At 70.2% G+C, this 19,221-nt stretch carries 14 protein-coding genes and 1 tRNA gene; 11 read left to right on the forward strand and 4 right to left on the reverse strand.

What is annotated here, in order from left to right; all coding sequences use genetic code 11:
- The first annotated feature begins 116 nt into the window (after positions 1–116).
- From ACTWQF_RS35015 to ACTWQF_RS35030, 4 genes are read left to right on the forward strand one after another with little or no spacing between them, the layout of a single operon-like run.
- Positions 117–1,046 (forward strand): branched-chain amino acid ABC transporter permease, encoded by a 930-nt coding sequence (locus ACTWQF_RS35015; RefSeq protein WP_443283800.1) that lies wholly within the window; start codon positions 117–119, stop codon positions 1,044–1,046.
- Between the two features lie 5 nt (positions 1,047–1,051).
- Complete coding sequence (locus ACTWQF_RS35020) at positions 1,052–2,902, forward strand: branched-chain amino acid ABC transporter permease (RefSeq protein WP_443283801.1); 1,851 nt, start codon at positions 1,052–1,054, stop codon at positions 2,900–2,902.
- A 6-nt stretch (positions 2,903–2,908) separates the two neighbouring features.
- A complete protein-coding gene (locus ACTWQF_RS35025) occupies positions 2,909–3,874 on the forward strand; it encodes an ABC transporter ATP-binding protein (protein ID WP_443283802.1) in 966 nt (321 codons plus the stop codon).
- Positions 3,871–4,587: an ABC transporter ATP-binding protein gene (locus ACTWQF_RS35030; protein ID WP_443283835.1), complete on the forward strand. Its 717-nt coding sequence runs from the start codon at positions 3,871–3,873 to the stop codon at positions 4,585–4,587. Before ACTWQF_RS35025 ends, ACTWQF_RS35030 begins: the two co-directional genes overlap by 4 nt.
- A gap of 47 nt (positions 4,588–4,634) precedes the next feature.
- Here the strand turns inward: ACTWQF_RS35030 and ACTWQF_RS35035 are convergent, their stop codons facing one another.
- Positions 4,635–5,318 carry an ANTAR domain-containing response regulator gene (locus tag ACTWQF_RS35035; protein ID WP_443283803.1) on the reverse strand — a complete coding sequence of 228 codons (684 nt, stop codon included), beginning with the start codon at positions 5,316–5,318 and terminating at the stop codon, positions 4,635–4,637.
- A gap of 86 nt (positions 5,319–5,404) precedes the next feature.
- On the opposite strand from ACTWQF_RS35035, the gene ACTWQF_RS35040 reads away from it, so the two are divergent.
- The 7 genes from ACTWQF_RS35040 (at position 5,405) to pyk (ending at position 14,600) form a co-directional block, all read left to right on the forward strand.
- Positions 5,405–5,488 (forward strand) — tRNA-Leu (locus ACTWQF_RS35040).
- 86 nt (positions 5,489–5,574) lie between these two features.
- Positions 5,575–6,378 (forward strand): helix-turn-helix domain-containing protein, encoded by an 804-nt coding sequence (locus ACTWQF_RS35045; protein WP_443283804.1) that lies wholly within the window; start codon positions 5,575–5,577, stop codon positions 6,376–6,378.
- Between the two features lie 119 nt (positions 6,379–6,497).
- The gene (gene pepN, locus ACTWQF_RS35050; protein WP_443283805.1) at positions 6,498–9,029 is read left to right on the forward strand and encodes an aminopeptidase N; all 2,532 of its coding nucleotides are present in this window, start codon (positions 6,498–6,500) and stop codon (positions 9,027–9,029) included.
- 176 nt (positions 9,030–9,205) lie between these two features.
- On the forward strand, positions 9,206–10,741 hold the full coding sequence (locus ACTWQF_RS35055) for a pyridoxal phosphate-dependent decarboxylase family protein (protein WP_443283806.1): 1,536 nt from the start codon (positions 9,206–9,208) through the stop codon (positions 10,739–10,741).
- Positions 10,720–12,201 (forward strand): lysine N(6)-hydroxylase/L-ornithine N(5)-oxygenase family protein, encoded by a 1,482-nt coding sequence (locus tag ACTWQF_RS35060; RefSeq protein WP_443283807.1) that lies wholly within the window; start codon positions 10,720–10,722, stop codon positions 12,199–12,201. Before ACTWQF_RS35055 ends, ACTWQF_RS35060 begins: the two co-directional genes overlap by 22 nt.
- A complete protein-coding gene (locus tag ACTWQF_RS35065; protein WP_443283808.1) occupies positions 12,198–12,974 on the forward strand; it encodes an SIMPL domain-containing protein in 777 nt (258 codons plus the stop codon). Before ACTWQF_RS35060 ends, ACTWQF_RS35065 begins: the two co-directional genes overlap by 4 nt.
- A 198-nt stretch (positions 12,975–13,172) precedes the next feature.
- Positions 13,173–14,600: a pyruvate kinase gene (gene pyk / locus ACTWQF_RS35070; RefSeq protein WP_443283809.1), complete on the forward strand. Its 1,428-nt coding sequence runs from the start codon at positions 13,173–13,175 to the stop codon at positions 14,598–14,600.
- A gap of 98 nt (positions 14,601–14,698) precedes the next feature.
- On the opposite strand, the gene ACTWQF_RS35075 is transcribed toward pyk, so the two are convergent.
- The 3 genes from ACTWQF_RS35075 to ACTWQF_RS35085 form a co-directional block, all read right to left on the reverse strand.
- Positions 14,699–15,031 carry a chorismate mutase gene (locus ACTWQF_RS35075; protein ID WP_443283810.1) on the reverse strand — a complete coding sequence of 111 codons (333 nt, stop codon included), beginning with the start codon at positions 15,029–15,031 and terminating at the stop codon, positions 14,699–14,701.
- Positions 15,032–15,040: 9 nt separating this feature from the next.
- A complete protein-coding gene (locus ACTWQF_RS35080; protein WP_443283836.1) occupies positions 15,041–15,928 on the reverse strand; it encodes a helix-turn-helix domain-containing protein in 888 nt (295 codons plus the stop codon).
- Between the two features lie 111 nt (positions 15,929–16,039).
- Positions 16,040–19,183 (reverse strand): endo-alpha-N-acetylgalactosaminidase family protein, encoded by a 3,144-nt coding sequence (locus ACTWQF_RS35085; RefSeq protein WP_443283811.1) that lies wholly within the window; start codon positions 19,181–19,183, stop codon positions 16,040–16,042.
- Positions 19,184–19,221: the final 38 nt, after the last annotated feature.

The raw sequence follows: 19,221 nt of genomic DNA on the forward strand, positions 1-19,221 counted from the left end.
ACCGGCACCTTCAGGGAACGCGGATCCGGACCCACACCCAGAATGGAACCTCAGCGGCGCGGGGTCGCCAAAAGCGCCCCCGCGCCGTCGTATCTGACACACCCCAAGGAGTCCCGGTGCAAGATCTGCCGGATCAGCTGGCGAACGGACTCGCACTCGGCGCGTTGTACGGCCTCATCGCGATCGGGTACACCATGGTCTACGGCATCGTCCAGCTCATCAACTTCGCCCACGGCGAGATATTCATGATCGGCGGCTTCGGCGCGCTGACCGCCTACCTGTGGCTGCCCGACGGCACCGGCCTGGCCGTCGCCCTCCCCCTGATGATCCTGCTCGGCGTCGTATCCGCCGTACTCGTCGCCATCGGCGCCGAACGCTTCGCCTACCGGCCGCTGCGCGGCGGGCCCAGGCTCTCCCCCCTGATCACCGCGATCGGACTGTCCCTCGCCCTCCAGCAGGCCATCTGGGCCTTCTACCCCGACGCGAAGAAGGCCCGGCCCTTCCCGCAGATCGGCGGCAGCGACTTCGACCTCGGCTTCGTCACCCTCTCCCGCGAGGACCTGTTCATCTTCGTCTCGGCGCCGGTGTGCATGCTCGCCCTCGGCCTGTTCGTCGCCAAGACCCGCACAGGGCGCGCCATGCAGGCCACCTCGCAGGACCCCGACACCGCCAAACTCATGGGCGTCAACACCGACCGCATCATCGTGATGGCCTTCGCCATCGGTGCCGCCTTCGCCGCCATCGCCGCCATCGCCCAGGGCTTCAAGACCGGCGAGGTCAACTTCCGGATGGGATTCATCGCCGGGCTCAAAGCATTCACCGCCGCCGTGCTCGGCGGCATCGGCAACATCTACGGCGCCATGGTCGGCGGCCTCGTCCTCGGCGTCGCCGAAGCCATGGCCACCGCCTACATCGGCGACATCCCAGGGCTCGAACAGTTCGGCGGCGGCTCCTGGAAGGACGTATGGGCGTTCATCCTGCTCATCCTCGTCCTCCTCGTACGGCCCCAAGGAATCCTCGGCGAACGCCTCGCGGATCGGGCGTGATACCCATGACGACACAGCACACCACCGCCACCAAGGACAGCGACGAAGCGGCCACCACCGGACCGCACACCCCCGCAGGACCCCCGCCGCTCCCACTCGGCGCCGACCCGTCGGCCAGCCGCAAACTGGGGCGGATCCTCATCGGCGCAGGGGCCGTCGTCGCCTTCGTGAGCACCATGCTCCCCTGGACCTGGACCTCCGAGTTCCCCGGCGACCTGACCATCGCCATGTACCCGGCCGGACTCCAGCTCCTCACCCTCACCGCCGCCGTCCTCACCGCGGCCATGCTGCTCGCCACCGCAGGCGTCCCCGGACTGCGCTGGCTCACCCCCGGCGGCAAACACAGCGCACTGCTGCTGCTGACCCTCGGCAACCTCGGCGTCACCTGGTACACGGCCGCGGCCATCGCCGTCGAACTCGGCGGCCTCGTCAACTTCGAACCCGGCATGTGGGTCGGCATCGCAGGCACCCTGCTGGCCGTCGTCGGCGCCCTCGCCCTGCCCACCGACCTCCCTCCCGACCCCGGAACCGGCGAACAGCCGCCCGGAGCCTGGAAACGGCTCATCCACGCACTCAAGGCACCCGCACCCGAAAAGGCAGCACCCATCCCCGGCTGGGCCGAGATCCTGGTGATCTGCGCCGCCTGCGCCATCGGGCTGTACGTCTTCGCCTACGGCATCGAGGCCGAGGACGGACCACCCTTCATCGGATTCCTCGTACTGGCCGCATTCGCCTTCCCCGCACTCGGCAGGGCCGGACTCCCACGGCGGCTGTCCGTACTGGCCGGGAAAAACCGCACCACCACCCTGGCCGCCGCCTTCGTCGCCGCGCTGCTCTTCCCGATCACCCAGAGCAACGAGGCGTACACCAACATCGCAGTCAGCGTGCTGATCTTCGCGACCGTCGCGCTCGGCCTCAACATGGTCGTCGGCCTCGCCGGCATCCTCGACCTGGGATACGTCGCCTTCCTCGGCGTCGGCGCCTACACCGCAGCGCTCGTCTCCGGAGCCGAGACCTCCTCGATCGGCATCCACGTGCCGTTCTGGGCCGCCGTGCTCATCGGCGCCGCCGTCGCCCTCGTCTTCGGCCTGGTCATCGGCTTCCCCTCACTACGGCTGCACGGCGACTACCTCGCCATCGTCACCCTCGGCTTCGGAGAGATCTTCCGGATCTCCGTACAGAACCTCGACGGCGACTCCGGCCCCAACGTCACCAACGGGCCCAACGGCATCCCCAACATCCCCGACCTGGAAATCTTCGGCTTCAACCTCGGCGAACCCCACACCATCCTCGGCTTCGAACTCGGCCGGTTCGCCAACTACTACCTGCTGATGCTCGTATTCACCGCCATCGTCGTCACCGTCTTCCAGCGCTCCGACAACTCCCGAATCGGCCGCGCCTGGATCGCCATCCGCGAGGACGAGGTCGCAGCCCGCGCCATGGGCGTCAACGCCTTCAGGCTCAAGCTGATGGCCTTCGCCCTCGGCGCCACCCTCGCCGGCATGGCGGGCACCGTCCTCGCCCACGTCGAATTCTCCGTCACCCCCGAGTCGTACAAGTTCGTACACACCGCACCACCCAACTCCGCCTTCCTCCTGATCGCCGTCATCCTCGGCGGCATGGGCACCGTCAGCGGCCCCCTCATCGGCGCCGCACTGCTCTACCTCATCCCGGCCAAACTCCAGTTCATGGCCGACTACCAGCTGCTGCTCTTCGGCATCGCCCTCATCCTGCTCATGCGCTTCAGGCCCGAGGGCCTCATCGCCGACCGCCGCAAGCAGCTCGAGTTCCACGAGACGGGGCAACTCGACGTCCCCACGGCAGCGACCCCCGGCCTCAGCAAGACGGAGGCGTGAGACGAGATGACGACCACCACCACACCCGCCGACACGCCCACCCCCGGCCCCGGCCCGGCCCCGGGCGACGTCGTACTCGACGCCTCCGGCGTCACCATGCGCTTCGGCGGCCTCACCGCCGTACGGAACGTGAACCTCGATGTGCACGCCGGAGAGATCGTCGGCCTCATCGGACCCAACGGCGCCGGCAAAACCACCTTCTTCAACTGCCTCACCGGCCTCTACATCCCCACCGAAGGAACAGTGCGCTACAAAGGCACCGTCCTACCCCACCGCTCCCACCTGGTCACCCAGGCAGGCATCGCCCGCACCTTCCAGAACATCCGGCTCTTCGCCAACATGACCGTCCTGGAAAACGTCCTCGTCGGCCGCCACACCCGCACCCACGAAGGCCTCTTCTCCGCCCTCATCCGCGGCCCCCGCTTCCGCAGAGCCGAAGAAGAATCCGAAGAACGCGCCATGGAACTGCTGCGCTTCACCGGCCTCGAAGACAAACGCGAACACCTCGCCCGCAACCTCCCCTACGGCGAACAACGCAAGCTGGAGATCGCCCGCGCCCTCGCCAGCGAACCCGGACTGCTGCTCCTGGACGAACCCACCGCGGGCATGACCGCCGGCGAAACCACCGCCACCCGCGAACTCGTCCTCGCCATCCGCGACCAAGGCACCGCCGTCCTCGTCATCGAGCACGACATGCGGTTCATCTTCAACCTCTGCGACCGGGTCGCCGTCCTCGTCCAAGGCGAGAAACTCGTCGAAGGCACCCCCGAAACCGTGCAACGCGACGAACGCGTCATCGCCGCCTACCTCGGCACCCCCTTCGAAGGCGAACCCGGCGAAGCCGAAGCAGCCGAGATACAAGCAGCGGAAGAGGCCGGCACCGCCACTCCGCGGGACAAGAAAGCCACTGCCCCGCCGGACGAAGCAGCGGCTGCCCCGCGGGACGGGAAGCAGGAAGGGAAGACGGACTGATGGCCCTGCTCGAAGTCGAGGACCTGCGCGTCGCCTACGGCAAGATCGAAGCCGTCAAAGGCATCTCGTTCACCGTCGACGCCGGCGAAGTCGTCACCCTCATCGGCACCAACGGCGCAGGGAAGACCACCACCCTGCGCACCCTCTCCGGACTGCTCAAACCCGCCACCGGAAAGATCACCTTCGAAGGACAGATACTCAACGGAGTCGGCGCCCACAAGATCGTCTCCATGGGCCTCGCCCACTCCCCCGAAGGCCGCCGCATCTTCCCCCGGCTCAGCATCGAGGAGAACCTCCAGCTCGGCGCCTTCCTCCGCAAGGACACCGAAGGCATCGCCAAAGACATCGACAACGCCTACGAGCGCTTCCCCATCCTCGGAGAACGCCGCCGCCAGGCCGCCGGCACCCTCTCCGGCGGGGAACAGCAGATGCTCGCCATGGCCCGCGCACTGATGTCCCGCCCCAAACTGCTCATGCTCGACGAACCCTCCATGGGACTCTCACCGATCATGATGCAGAAGATCATGTCCACCATCAGCGAGCTGAAGGACCAAGGAACGACGATCCTGCTCGTCGAACAGAACGCCCAGGCAGCGCTCTCCCTCGCCGACCACGGCCATGTGATGGAAACCGGCAGCATCACCCTGTCGGGCACCGGCGAAGAGCTCATGCACGACGAGTCGGTACGCAAGGCGTACCTCGGCGAGGACTGAGCACAAAGGGGGCGCCCCATCGTGGGCGCCCCCTCACCTCCCGTCGGCTACTGCTGCTTCCTACGCTCCTCGGCGTCGGCGATGACCGCCTCCGCCACCTGCTGCATCGACAGCCGACGGTCCATCGACGTCTTCTGGATCCACCGGAACGCAGCCGGCTCCGTCAGCCCGTACTGCGTCTGCAGCACACTCTTCGCCCGGTCCACCAGCTTCCGCGTCTCCAGCCGCTGGGAGAGATCGGCGACCTCCTTCTCCAGCGCCTTCAGCTCCGTGAACCGGGAGACCGCCATCTCGATGGCCGGCACCACATCGGTCTTGCTGAACGGCTTCACCAGATAGGCCATGGCCCCGGCGTCCCGGGCCCGCTCGACCAGCTCCCGCTGGGAGAACGCGGTAAGCATCAGCACCGGGGCGATGCTCTCCTCGGCGATCTTCTCCGCCGCGGAGATACCGTCCAGCACCGGCATCTTCACATCGAGAATGCACAGGTCAGGGCGGTGCTCGCGGGCCAGCTCCACCGCCCGCCGGCCGTCGCCGGCCTCACCGACGACGGTGTAGCCCTCCTCCTCCAGCATCTCCTTGAGATCCATCCGGATCAGCGCCTCGTCCTCCGCGATCACGACCCGGGTCGTCGCCGGAGGGACATGCGCACCCCCGCCCGTCGACGTCTCCGCCTCGACGGGCTCTGCACTCTGGGCACTCTCAGGCTCGGGGAAGTCCGCCGCGCTCACTTGGCTCCTCGTTTCCGCACAGGTGGGAGCTTCGAGCCTACCTAGGAGCGCGCCGGGCGCTGCACACGGTAGGCTTTGCGTTGCCAGCCCGGTTGGCGGAACAGGGATACGCGCGGTGCTCAAACCACCGTGCCCTTTGGGGCTTGTGGGTTCGAATCCCACACCGGGCACACATTGAAGCACCCCGTTCACTCCTACGAGTGAACGGGGTGCTGTTCTTTCCCCTGGTCGGAGCGGACGGCGTGATGCTCCCCACATGAAACAGCACGAGCCTTCGAAACGGGCACAGGCAATCGCTCTGCACGAGCGAGGAGCATCCAACCGCGAGGTGTCGCAACGCCTCCAGGTCCCATACGGCACGGTCGGCTACTGGTTACACAGGGAGCGGGTGCGCCGGGCGGGAGGCGCACTGCACCGCGGCCGGGACTGGCGGCGGCGGGAGTGCCCGCGCTGCGAGGGCCGCGCCTTCGACCGACAGGCGTACGCGTACCTGCTCGGTCTCTACCTCGGCGACGGCCACATCATCCAGTACTCCGAGCACCGGGTGCCCAGCCTCATGGTGACCTGCGCCGACGCCTGGCCCGGCCTGACGGACGAGTGTGAGACAGCGATGCGGCGGGTGTTACCGCACAACTCTGTCTCCAGGGCTGCAAAGAAGGGCTGCCACAACGTAAAGGTGTACTCCCAGCACCTTTGGTGCCTCTTCCCCCAGCACGGGCCGGGGAGGAAGCACGAGCGCCGAATCGCCTTGGCTTCCTGGCAGCAAAAAATCGTCGACGCGTACCCCTGGGAGCTCATCCGTGGGCTGGTGCATTCCGACGGCTGCCGGATCACCAACTGGACCACGCGCATGGTCGGCGGGCAGCGGAAGCGGTACGAGTATCCGCGCTACCTCTTCACCAACAAGTCCGACGATATCCGCGAGCTCTACTGCCGCACCCTCGACCAGGTCGGCGTCGAGTGGAAGGTCACCAAGCGCGGCACGGTGCCGTACAACATCTCCGTCGCCCGGCGTGCTTCCGTGGCGCTGATGGATGTGCATGTCGGGGCGAAGTGGTGAGGTGGGGAGACAGCGCCGCAGGGCGCAACGCCAGCCACATGGCCGGGAGTTGCTCCGGGATGGCAAGCCGTGGGCGGATACCGGTGCGTGGGGTGCGCGGGTGCGGCACTATGGCGCGCATGGTCGTGTTGACGCGTGCGGAAGCGCAGGGGCGGGCTCGGGTTGTGGCGGTGCGGCAGTATGCCGTGGATCTTGATCTGACGCGGGGGGAGGATGTGTTCGGGTCCACGACCGTGGTGCGGTTCGCCGCGCTGGAGGCGGGTGTGGACACCTTCGTGGAGGTGCGGCCGAGCCGGCTGGTGCGGGTCGAGCTGGACGGGGTGGGGATCGATCCGGGGGAGCTGTGCGAGGGACGGCTGCCGCTGCGGGGGCTGGCGGCCGGGGAGCACGAGCTGCGGGTCGAGGCGCTGATGCCGTACTCGCGGCTGGGTGAGGGCATGCACCGTTTCACGGACCCGGAGGACGGCTGTGCGTATGTGTACACGCAGTGCTGTGTGGCTGATGCGCCGTTGGTGTTCGCGTGTTTCGACCAGCCGGATCTGAAGGCGGAGTTCCGGGTGTCGGTGACGGCGCCGGAGGAGTGGACGGTGCTGGGCAACGGGGTTGCCGCGCGCAGTGGGGCGGGTGGGCGGTGGGAGTGTGCGCCGACGCCGCCGATCAGTACGTATTTGATGGCGGTGGCTGCGGGCCCGTTCCATTCGGTGCGTACGGAGCACGCGGGGTTGCCGTTCGGGCTGCATGTGCGCAGGTCGCTGGGGGCGTATCTGGAGGCGGACGCGGCGGAGCTGCTGGAGGTGACGCGGCGCTGTTTCGACCGTTTTCACGAGATCTTCGACGAGCCGTATCCGTTCGACTCCTACGACCAGGCGTTCGTGCCGGAGTTCAATTCGGGGGCGATGGAGAACCCGGGTCTGGTGACGTTCCGGGACGAGTTCGTGTTCCGTTCCGCGGTCACCGACACGGAGCGGCAGACGCGGGCGATGGTGATCGCGCATGAGATGGCGCATATGTGGTTCGGCGATCTGGTGACGCTGTGCTGGTGGGACGATATCTGGTTGAACGAGTCGTTCGCGGAGTACATGGGGTATCAGGTGCTGAGTGAGGCGACGCACTTCACGGACACCTGGACGGATTTCGCGGTGGAGCGGAAGTGCTGGGGGTACGACGCGGACGAGCGGCCCTCGACGCATCCGGTGGCGCCGGATGCGGACGCGGTGCCTGACGTGGCGGCGGCGCGGGGCAATTTTGACGGGATCTCGTATGCGAAGGGTGCTTCGGCGCTGCGGCAGTTGGTGGTGTGGCTAGGTGAGAAGAGCTTCCTGGCGGGTATCAACGGGCATTTCGCGCGGCATCGGTTCGGTAATGCGACGCTTGCGGATTTCCTCGACTCGTTGGCCCGGGCTTCGGACCGGGATGTGCGCGGCTGGGCGGAGAGTTGGCTGCGGACGACGGGTGTGGACACGCTGGTGCCGCGGGTGGGCGAGTCGGAGGCCCGGCAGTGGTACGTGGATGTGGAGCATCGCGGCGACCGGCCGCACCGGCTGGCGGTGGGGCTGTACGACCGGGCTCCGGCGGACGAGTCGCGGCTGGTGCTGCGGGAGCGGCTGGAGCGGGATGTGCCGCCGGGCGGCGGCCGGCTGACGGTGACGTTGGACGGGCCGCGTCCTGATCTGGTTCTGGTCAACGACCTGGACTGGACGTATGCGAAGGTGCGGCTGGATCCGGTGTCGTGGGGCACGGTGCGTTCGTCGCTGTCGGGGCTGCCGGGGCAGTTGTCGCGTGCGGTGGTGTGGAATGCGGCGCGGGACATGGTGCGGGAGGCGGAGCTGGGGCCGTTGGAGTTCGTGCGTGCGGTGCGGGCTCATCTGCCGTACGAGACGGACAACGCAGTGGTGCAGGGGGTGCTGGCGTTCGCGCGGGGTCATGCGGCCGACCGTTATCTGGTGGGTGCGGAGCGTACTGAGGCGTTGGGGTTGCTGGGCGAGGTGTGCCGTGAGCTGCTGGAGAGCGGTGACGGGAGTGGTGCGGCTGCTGGTGGGTCGGGGGTGCGGCTGACGGCGGCGCGGTATTTCATCGACTGTGCGACGGGCCCGGAGGATCTGCTGGCGTGGCGGGCGGCCGGCCAGGTGCCGGGTGGTGGTCCGGCGCTGGATGTGGAGTTGCGGTGGCGGCTGCTGCTGCGGCTGTCGGTGCTGGGTGCGGTGGGCGCGGCGGATATCGACGAGGCCCGTGCGGGTGATCCGAGTGCGCGGGGTGAGGAGGCGGCGGCGCGGTGCCGGGCGGCTCTGCCGAGTGCGGTGGCCAAGGAGGCGGCGTGGGAGGCCATGTTCGGTCCTGCGGACGCGTTGTCGAACTACTTGTTCACGGCTACTGCTCAGGGCTTCTGGCAGCCGGAGCAGTGGGAGTTGCTGCGTGGCTATGTGGGGCGGTATTTCGCCGATGTGGTGCCGTTGGCGGCTCGGCGCGGTCCGGCGTTGGCGGAGGCGGCCGGGCGGTACGCCTTCCCCGAGGCGTTCGTCGATGAGGAGACGCTGACCTGCGGCGAGGAGTGCCTGACCTCGGGCGCTCCGGTGCCGGAGCTTCGGCGGCGTCTGGAGGACCAGTTGGACGATCTGCGGCGGGCGTTGGGAGTGCGGGCAGCGGTGGGGTGAGGGTGTTGGGCCTCTTACCAGATCCGGCGCGCCGGTCCGGGCCGATCTACCTCCTTCGGGCGAAGTAGCGCGGAGATCGTCGGGCGGCACAGTGCACGGCACCTAAGTTAGGTCGCCCTAACCAATCGTGGTCGCGGTCGCGTTCGCGTTCGGCCGCCGTGTACGAGAGAGCCGCCATGTCTGCGCCTGCGTCTGCATTCACCATCCCGGACGGGAGAACGGTCCCGGGTCCGGAATCCGTACCGGGGGTCGGCCTGCTCGCGGGCGGGCCGGCCGGTCCGGCCGCGTTGCGTCCGCTGCTCGGCACGGTGTTGGGGGCGCTGTCGCGGGGCGCGGTGGAGCGAGGGGGGCCGCTGCCCGAGGGCGGCCCCGAGGCGGTCGCCGCGCGGGTGCGGGCTGCTGTGGGCGCGGCGCTGCCGGAGCATGGCGTGGGTGCCGCCGAGGCGTTGGATGTGCTGGTCGGCGAGGTGGCGCGGGGGGCGGCCGATCCGGCGGAGCCGCTGTGTGCGGCGCATCTGCACTGTCCCCCGCTGGCGGTGGCGGCTGCCGCCGATGTGGCGGCCAGTGCGCTGAACCCGTCGCTGGACTCGTGGGACCAGGCGCCTGCCGCCTCGGAGCTGGAGGCGCTGGTGTGCCGCGCGCTGGCGCGGCTGGTGTTCCCCGAGGCCGGTGCTGCGGCGGTGCCGGAGGCGCTGGTGACGACCGGCGGCACGGAGGCGAACCAGCTCGGGCTGCTGCTGGCCCGCGAGCGGTCTCGTACGGACGGTGGTGGCGGCCCGGCGCGGTTGGTGTGCGGCGCGAACGCGCACCACAGTGTGCACCGTTCGGCGTGGTTGCTGGGGATGGAGCCGCCGCTGGTGGTGCCGACACCGCGCGGGGTGCTGGATCCCTCGGCGCTGGAGACGGCGCTGGGCGACCTGGCGCGGGGCGGTTCGGCAACGGCCGCACCGCCGCTGGTGGTGGCGACGGCGGGAACGACGGATACGGGTGCCATCGACCCGTTGCCGCGGATCGCCGAGGTGGCGCACCGTCACGGGGCCCGGCTGCATGTGGATGCGGCGTACGGCGGCCCGCTGCTGTTCAGTGCGGGGCTGGGGGGACGGCTCGCGGGGCTGGAGCTGGCGGACAGTGTGACGTTCGATCTGCACAAGCTGGGCTGGCAGCCGGTGGCCGCCGGTTTTCTGGCCGTACCGGACAGGACCGTGCTGCGGGTTCTGGACCACCGCGCGGACTATCTCAACGCCGACGACGACACCGAGGCGGGCCTGCCCGATCTGCTGGGCCGGTCGCTGCGCACGACGCGGCGGCCGGACGTGCTGAAGGTGGCGGTGACGCTGCGGGCGCTGGGTCGGGCGGGGATGGCCCGGCTGGTGGAGAGCACCTGTGCGGCGGCGGTGGAGCTGGCGGAGCGGGTGGTGCGGGACGAGCGGTTCGAGCTGTATGCGCGCCCGGCGATCTCCACGGTGGTGTTCCGCCCGGTGGGCGGGGACGACGCGCTGGTGGCACGGGTGCGGCGGCGGCTGCTGGAGCGCGGGCAGGTGGTGCTGGGCCGGGCCGCGCTGGACGGCCGGCTGTGGTGGAAGGTGACGCTGCTGAACCCGGCGGTGGGGGGCAGCGATCTGGCCGCGCTGCTCAAGCTCGTTGCGGAGGCAGGGGCTGAGGCAGCGGCGGAGGAGCCGGCGGGATCGGCATGCGAGGGAGCGGACGCGTGAGGGATGTCGAGCAGGGGCCGGCGGCGGCCGAGGATGCGGGGGAGCCGCTGGATCTGGCGGGAGTCGGTGTCGGTCCGTTCAACCTCTCGCTGGCGGCGTTGGGCGACGGGCTGCCGGGGCTGCGGTGCGCCTTCTACGAGCAGCGGGCCGCGTTCCGCTGGCATCCGGGGCTGCTGATCGAGGGGGCGACGCTTCAGGTGCCGTTCCTGGCGGATCTGGTGACGCTGGCGGATCCGGCGAGCCCTTGGTCGTTCCTGCGGTTCCTGCGGGAGCGGCAGCGGCTGTTCCCGTTCTACTTCGCGGAGCGGTTCCACATCGAGCGGGCCGAGTACGACGCGTACTGCCGGTGGGTGAGCGAGGGCGTGCCCGGGCTGCACTTCGGGCACCAGGTGGACGCGGTGCGCTGGAATGCCGAACTGGGCGTGTTCCAGGTGGACTTCACGCAGCTGGATGCGTACGGCGAGGCGGAGGCGCTGGGCAGGTCGTACGCGCGGAACGTGGTGCTGGGGATCGGTACGGCCCCGCATGTGCCGCGGGTGCTGCGACCGCTGGCGGAGGCGCCGTCGGTGCCGGTGTACCACTCCTCGGCGTATCTGGAGCACCGGGAGGAGTTGTTGGGGGCCGGGCATGTGACGGTGGTCGGGTCGGGCCAGTCGGGCGCCGAGGTGTTCCTGGATCTGCTGCGCCGGCGCCCGTTGGGGCGGGAGCGGCTGCACTGGTTGACGCGCAGCGCGGCGTTCGCGCCGATGGAGTACAGCAAGCTGGGTCTGGAGCACTTCACCCCGGACTACACCCGTTACTTCCACGGCCTGCCCGAGCGGGTGCGCGACGGGCTGTTGCCCCGGCAGTGGCAGCTGCACAAGGCGGTGGACGCCGAGACGCTGGCGGCGGTGCACGACGAGTTGTACCGCAGGACGCTGCTGCTGGACAGCGGCGGGGCCGCCGGCGGGGACACCGGTCAAGGCGGTGACGGCGGCGGCTGGCCGGACGCGGTGCTCACGCCGGGGGTGCGGGTGCGGACGGCCGGGCGGGGCGGCGGCTCGCGGCTGGAGCTGCATCTGGAACACGCGGAGCAGCAGGAGCGGAGCGTACTGACGACGGACGCGGTGGTGCTGGCCACGGGGTACACCGAACGCCCGGCGGACGGGATGCTGGCGGCGCTGGATCCTTATCTGCGGCGGGACGGCTCGGATCGTCCGCTGGTGGACCAGGAGTACCGGCTGGTGCTGGACCCCGTGGTCACCGGTTCGGTCTTCGTGCAGAACGCGGAGCGGCACACGCACGGGGTGGGGGCGCCGGATCTGGGGCTGGCCGCGCACCGTAGTGCGGTGATCCTCAACGCGGTGACGGGCCGGGAGAGTTACCCGCTGCCGCAGCGTACGGCCTTCACCCGGTTCGGGCTCGGGGCCGACCGGTCGGGCGCCGGTGCTGCGGGGAGGTCTGCCACAGTTGGCGTATGACACAGATACCAGGAACTCCACCACCTCCTCCCCCGCCGCTGCACGGTGGCGACTCGGACCCCGGCCTGGATGCCGGTCCGGGCGGCGGTTTCGGCGCCGTGCCCTACGGCACGCCTGATGCGCCGCGGGTGGCGGTGCGCGGGGAGGCGAGTCTGGAGTTCGACCCGGAGTATGCGCGGATCGGTATCTCGGTGTCCGCACGTGGTACCGACCGGCGTGCGGCGCTGGAGGATCTGACGCAGCGCAACGCGCGTGCGCTGGAGTTGGTCAAGAGCTACGGCGATGCGGTGGAGAAGCTGTCGACGGGGACGTTCAGTGTGCAGCCCCAGATGCGGGACGGTAAGCGGGAGCGGGTGCACGCCTATGACGGGCGGGTGCGGCTGAATGCCACCGTCACGGATTTCACGGTGCTGGGGGAGCTGACGACGCGGCTGGCCGATCTGGAGCTGACGCAGGTCCAGGGCCCGTGGTGGGGGCTGTGGCGGAACTCGCCGGCGCACGGGGCGGCACGGCAGCAGGCGGTACGGGAGGCGGTGACGCGGGCCCGGGAGTACGCGGAGGCGCTCGGGGCCCGGCTGGTGGCGCTGGTCGAGCTGGCGGATCTGGGTGCGGAGAACAGCGCTCCGCCGCCTTATCCGGCGGCTCCCGGAGGGGTGGCCGGGTACGGCAGGGCGGCCGGGCCGCCGCCGGCGCTGGATCTGGAGCCGCAGCGGCAGACGGTGTCGGCGCAGGTCAACGCGCGCTTCGTGATGAGTCCGCCGCAGCTGGACTGATCCGCGAGCAGGGCGCGAGGGGCGCTCGGCTGTTCCGTCTCGGCTGTCGAGACGGAACAGCCCGGTGGGCGCTCATCAGAGCAATTGGGCGCCCACTTTAATAGTTGTCCTCGGGATTGAATGGCTTTTCGGTAAAAGGCGGTTGGACAATTGTCCGGTGGCCGTTCTTTACGCGCCGGTAAGTCTTAGGCTCGGGCTATGCGCCGAGCAAAAATCGTCAGCACCCTGGGCCCGTCCACCGACTCGTACGAGCAGATCAAGACGCTCGTAGAGGCGGGAATGGATGTTGCCCGGTTCAACATGAGCCACGGAACGCACGCCGAGCACGAGGAGCGCTACCACCGGGTGCGCGCCGCCTCGGAGGAGACGCAGCGGAACGTGGGGGTGCTCGCGGACCTTCAAGGCCCGAAGATCCGGCTGGGCCGCTTCCAGGAAGGGCCTGTACTCCTTGAACGGGGCGACGAGTTCGCGATCACCGTCGAGGACATGGAGGGTGACCGCTCGATGTGCGGCACCACCTACCCGGGCCTGGCCGCCGATGTCACGGCCGGTGAGCGGATCCTGGTGGATGACGGCCGGGTGACGCTGGAGGTCACCCGCGTCGAGGGCTCCGTGGTGCACACGATGGTCATCGAGGGCGGCATGGTCTCCGACCACAAGGGGCTCAACCTGCCGGGGGTCGCGGTCTCCGTGCCCGCGCTCTCGGACAAGGACATCGAGGACCTGCGCTGGGCGCTGCGCATGGGCGCCGACCTGATCGCTCTCTCCTTCGTACGCAGCGGGCACGACATCAAGGAGGTCCACCGCGTGATGGCGGAGGAGGGCCGGCGGCTGCCCGTCCTCGCCAAGCTGGAGAAGCCCCAGGCGGTGGCGAACCTGGAGTCCATCGTGGACGCGTTCGACGGCATCATGGTCGCCCGCGGTGATCTGGGTGTGGAGATGCCGCTGGAGCAGGTGCCGCTGGTGCAGAAGCGGGCCATCAAGCTGTGCCGCCGGAACGCCAAGCCGGTGATCGTGGCGACGCAGATGCTGGACTCGATGATCGACGCCTCCCGCCCCACGCGCGCGGAGGCCAGCGACGTGGCCAACGCGGTGATGGACGGTACCGACGCGGTGATGCTCTCCGGCGAGACCAGCGTCGGGAAGTACCCGATCGAGACGGTGCGGACGATGAGCCGGATCGTCGAGGCGGCCGAGGAGGACATGCTCGCCAAGGGGCTGCCGCCGCTGACGCAGAGCAGCAAGCCGCGTACCCAGGGCGGTGCGGTGGCCCGTGCCGCCGCCGAGATGGGCGACTTCCTCGGCGCCAAGTATTTGGTGGCCTTCACCCAGTCCGGGGACACCGTCCGCAGGCTGTCCCGCTACCGCTCCCCCATCCCCGTGCTGGCCTTCACCCCGGACCCGGCGACCCGCTCGCAGCTCAACCTCACCTGGGGCGTGGAGGCCTTCCTCGGGCCGATGGTGCAGACCACGGACGAGATGGTGGACCAGGTCGACGAGATGCTGCTGAAGCTGGGCCGCTGCGACCGCGGCGACCTGGTCATCATCACCGCGGGCTCGCCGCCCGGCGTCCCCGGCTCGACCAACCTGGTGCGGGTGCACCGGCTGGGCGAGGAGGACTCCTGAGCGGCGGCGAGATCTCCTGACGGACAGGACTCACGGACGGGACTGACGGACGGGACTGACGGACCGGTGTGACCCGGGCTGCCTGGTGGCGGCCCGGGTCAGCTGTTGTGCTGCCGGCCGCCCCCGGCGATCTGCTCGTGGTGGCGGATCACCTCGGCAATAATGAAGTTCAGCAGCTTCTCGGCGAAGGCCGGGTCCAGCTTGGCGTCCTTGGCCAGCTCGCGCAGGCGGGCGATCTGCCGGGCCTCGCGGGCCGGGTCGGCCGGGGGCAGGTGGTGGTCGGCCTTGAGGCGGCCTACGCGCTGGGTGCACTTGAAGCGCTCGGCGAGCATGTGCACCACGGCGGCATCGATGTTGTCGATGCTGTCGCGCAGCGCGGACAGCTCCGCGCGTACGGACTCGTCGGGCTGCTGGATGTTGCTGCTGGTCATCGCCCGACCCTATCCGCTGAGCCGGCTGCTCGGGATGGTCGGCGGGTGGTCCGGGTCGGGGACGCGGCTGGCGTAGCCGCCGGGGACCTTGCGGGACTGGGCCGCGCGGAAGTGGACGGGCGGGGTGCCCACACGGCGGGTGAAGAGGCGGGAGAAGTAGGCCGGATCGTCGTAGCCGACGCGGCGGGCGACCGTGGAGACGGGCAGATCGGTGCCGGCCAGCAGCTCCTTGGCGCGGCCGAGGCGGATGCCCAGCAGATAGTCCTTCGGGCTGCAGCCGGCGCTGCGGCGTACCGCGGCGCGCAGTTCGGCGGGGGTCATACCGTGCCGCGCCGCGTGGTCGGCGACGGAGAGCGGGAGGAAGGCGTCGCGGGCCAGGGCCTGGAGGACGGGTGCGCCGCCCGCCGTGGTGTCGGCGCGGGCCCGGCGCAGGGCGACGAGGAGCTCGTGGACGGCGGCAGCGGCCTCCACCTCCAGCAGCGGGTTCCCGGGGCGCGCCGAGCGGGCGATCCGGGCGATCGCGGCACGCGCCGGGCCCGCGTCGCTGAGGGGGACGAGGGGACGCTCCGGTTCGATGCAGCCCAGTTCGGTGTAGGCGGTCACAGCGGAGCCGGTGAAGTCGACGAAGCTCTCGTCCCAGCCCACACCGGGGTCGGCGCCGAAGTGGTGCCGTACGCCCGGGGTGAGCCACAGCAGCGCGGGGGCCACCACCTCCCGGCGGCGGCCTTCCGGGTCGCCGGGGTCCGTGTACCAGCCGCGGCCCCCGCTGATGACGATGGCGACGTGGTGATCGAGGGTGCGCGGGCCGACCGGGGGCAGCGCACCGTGCTGCATACCGACGCCGAGGCAGACCAGGCCGAGCCGGTGGTGTACGGGGCCCGGGGTGAAGTACCGCATCCAGGACTGGTACCGGTGCTCGGCCACCGCGCGCGCTCCCCTCACTCGTTCAGGGCAGCAGCGTACGGTGATCGCCCCGGGCGGGTCACCGGGTCGATCGCCGGTTGATGCCTACTGTTCCGGCACCTCGGTCACCGTGAAGGTGTCCAGCACGAACTCGGCCTTGCCGTCGTCGCCGGCCTTGCGCAGGCCGACCCATGCCTCGCCGTTCTCCGGTGCGGTGAACTCGTAGCTGTGGGTGGCAGGTTCGGTCGCCACCGGCAGTGCGGTGCGGTCCAGCTCGCGCGCATCGGGCTCGTCCACGCCGGTGATCCAGGCGTATTGGCCGGCCTTCTCGTTCTCGTACCGGAACGAGACCCGGTAGGTCTTCCCCGGCGCGAAGCGGACGGTGTGCGGAACGGTGCGGTAGACGAGTCCGGTGTTCTCGCCGCGGGATTTGAGGGACTGGCTGCCGTCGATCACGTCGTCGACGGCCTTGCCGTTCCAGCCGCGCTGGGTGTAGGGCGCGTGCCGCTGGGCGATATGGGTGCGCGGGTCGGTGGAGCCGCCCGCGTCGCCCTTGACGAACGGCCCCCAGCCCTGCGGCACGTGCTCGAAGTCCTCGTGCACCAGCGTGCCGCGGCGGCCGGCGCGGCGCCCTGGGACCACCCGTACATGGTCGAAGCGAACCGGCACCTCGCCCTTCCCCGCCGTCAGAGCGAGGGTGACCGGTCCGCCGCCTTCGGGCACGGTGAACCAGGTCGTCATCCGCTGGAACCGGGTGCCCTGCTTGAGGTCGGCCGCCACGTGGTTGACGGCGGTGGAGGTCTCCGTCCAGTTCTCCGCGGTGACGCCGTCGGCGGTGCGGACGGAGAGCGCGGCGCGGCGCCGGTGGGCCGCCTCGGTGCCGACCTGCACTTGTACGGAGGCGGCGTAGCTGCCGGGCTTCAGGCGGGCCAGCCGCTGGCTGACGGAGGCGGCACCGCCGGGGGCGAGGACCAGTTCGTTGTCGCCGCGCTCGCTCACCTTGACGCTCGCTGCGCCCTTGACGGTCCACGCCGCGAGGTCGCCCGCGTGGAAGCCGGGGTCGGCCAGCGGGGTGCCCTCGCCCCAGCGGGGGTCGCGTGGCGCCGGTGCGGGAGTGCGGTAGAGGACGTAGGGCTGCTCGGGCTCGGCGGTCAGCGTGACCTTGCCGCCCGAGACGGCCACCTGCCGGGGCTTCCCGCGGCCCTGGCCGGTCAGCGGGTAGACGTACACCGTGCGGGTGCCCGTCCAGCCGGCGGGCAGCTGCCAGGTGGTGCGTCCGCCGCGCGGATTGAAGTGGTAGAGCTTCTCCGGGTCGGTGGCCTTGCGGGGCTCCCAGGGCAGCAGATAGGTGCCGTCGTCGTAGACCCGTCTGCCGTCGGTGGTGATGCGGCGCTTGCCGTCGGTGTCGGTGACGGAGGTGGCCTCGGCGCCCTCGAAGGTGATCTCGTGCTCTCTCCAGCTGCGGATGGGCCTGGCCTGGAGGTACTTGGCGGGCAGGCTGTGGGTCCAGATCAGCCGGAAGAAGGCGTGCCAGTCGGTCTTGCCGCGCCAGCCCTCGTAGTTGCCCGTCCGCGGGATGCCCAGCAGGGTGGGCCACTTGTCGGCGAAGACGTCCTTCTGGTGGTTGCGGATGAAGCGGATGAGGCGGGAGTTGATGCCGCGCGAGGTGTCGGGACCGTAGTCGGTCTCGGTCGCCCAGTGCGCCCACAGCGCCGACCGCTCCAAGCCGTGGCCCCACTCGGTGGTGACCTGCCAGCCCTGTTCGCGGAGGGTGCGCTGGAGGCGGTCGGAGGTCCAGCCGGACTCACGGAAGACGTCGATGTAGAGGGAGTTCAGTCCCTCATCGGTGTCGTGGCGCAGGTTCTTCAGGCGTTCGACGATGTCGCCGGAGACCAGGTCGCGGCGCTGGTCGATGCGGTAGGACTGGTCGAGCCAGTCCCACTGCTCGTTCGTCTTGTCCACGAGGGTCTCGGAGAAGGCGTTGGCGACCGGGTACGACTCGGTGGCGTTGATGTGCACCGCGAAGTCGGAGTTCCACTGCTTGCCCTGGGCCAGCAGGGTGTTGAGGTCGGCGAGGCCGCCGGCGCGCGCGTTGTAGTTGCCCGCGTAGTCGGGGTGCGCGGAGTCGTGGCCCTCGGACTGGTAGCCCTTGAGCAGGGTGAACTGGCGCAGTCCGTCGGTCGCCAGGTGAATGCGCTTGACCTGGTCGAGGGTGGTCAGGAACGGGTTGGTGGCCTGGCTGGCGAAGTTGAACGGGATGTGCGGCACCACCCGCAGATGCTGCTCGTCGGCGCCGTGCGGGTCGACCATGATGTCGCGCATCGCTGTCGCCGCGTCCTGCCAGTCAGCGGTCCCGTCCCCGTTGCGGTCCCGGGTGATGACGACCGTGACGTAGGGCAGCGGCTCGGTCTGGTCCGGTCCGGCGGTGGCGGCGCGGTAGGTCCACTGGCCGCAGGTCAGCCGCGCGGAGCGGGCCCCGTCGCCCGCGGTCACGGTCTGCCGCCACAGCCGGCCGTTGTCCCAGGCGGCGCCCTTGGTTCCGGCGGGCTTGTCGTAGCTGGTGTTGGTCTCGATCGCCGCGGCGAGCTCGCCGGTGGCGACGACCGCGTATGCGCAGCCGACCGGTTCGGGATCGGGCTCGGTGCTGTCGGTGAGCTCGAGCAGGGTGTCGCCGCTGCTGTCCTTGTCCAGCTCCACGCGGGCGGCGTACAGCACGGGCTCGGGCCGCTGGTCGGAGCGGACGGAGAGGAAGGCCAGTCCGGGGAGCTGAAGGGTGCCGACCCGGCCGGAGGCGCTCTCCTTGATACGGGTGACGCGCCAGTGCACCTGGTGGTCCTCGGCCTCGATCTCGACGGTGAGTTCGGTGCCGGTGCCGAGGGTGAGGGTGTAGGTGATGCTGCGGCTGTCGCCGCCCGGCACGCTGCTGACCTCGGGGGTGTGTTCCTCGCCGTCGACGCGGAGGGTGCGGACCGGGTCCTGCTGGGCGTGCAGGGTCTTGCCCGTCTCGCGGTCGGTGTAGCCGACGATGCGGGGGAAGGCCGTATCGACGGTGACGTCGAGGGCCGGGGTGCGCAGGGTGTGGGTGCGGGGTGCTGCGCTCGCCGGCGCCGGAAAAGCGAGGGGGGTGAGTACGGTGCCGGCCCCCGCCGCTGCGCCTGCCGCCACCACCGATCTGCGGGTCACGCCACGGGTGGCGGTCCGGGCCGCGTCCGCGCTCGTCCGGTCGTCGCCCGCCTCGCCGCTCGCCATGTCCGCCTCCGCTCGGCCGTCGCCCTTCGGTTGGACGC

The sequence above is a fragment of the Streptomyces sp. 8N114 genome (assembly GCF_052245835.1).
Taxonomy (GTDB): Bacteria; Actinomycetota; Actinomycetes; order Streptomycetales; family Streptomycetaceae; genus Streptomyces.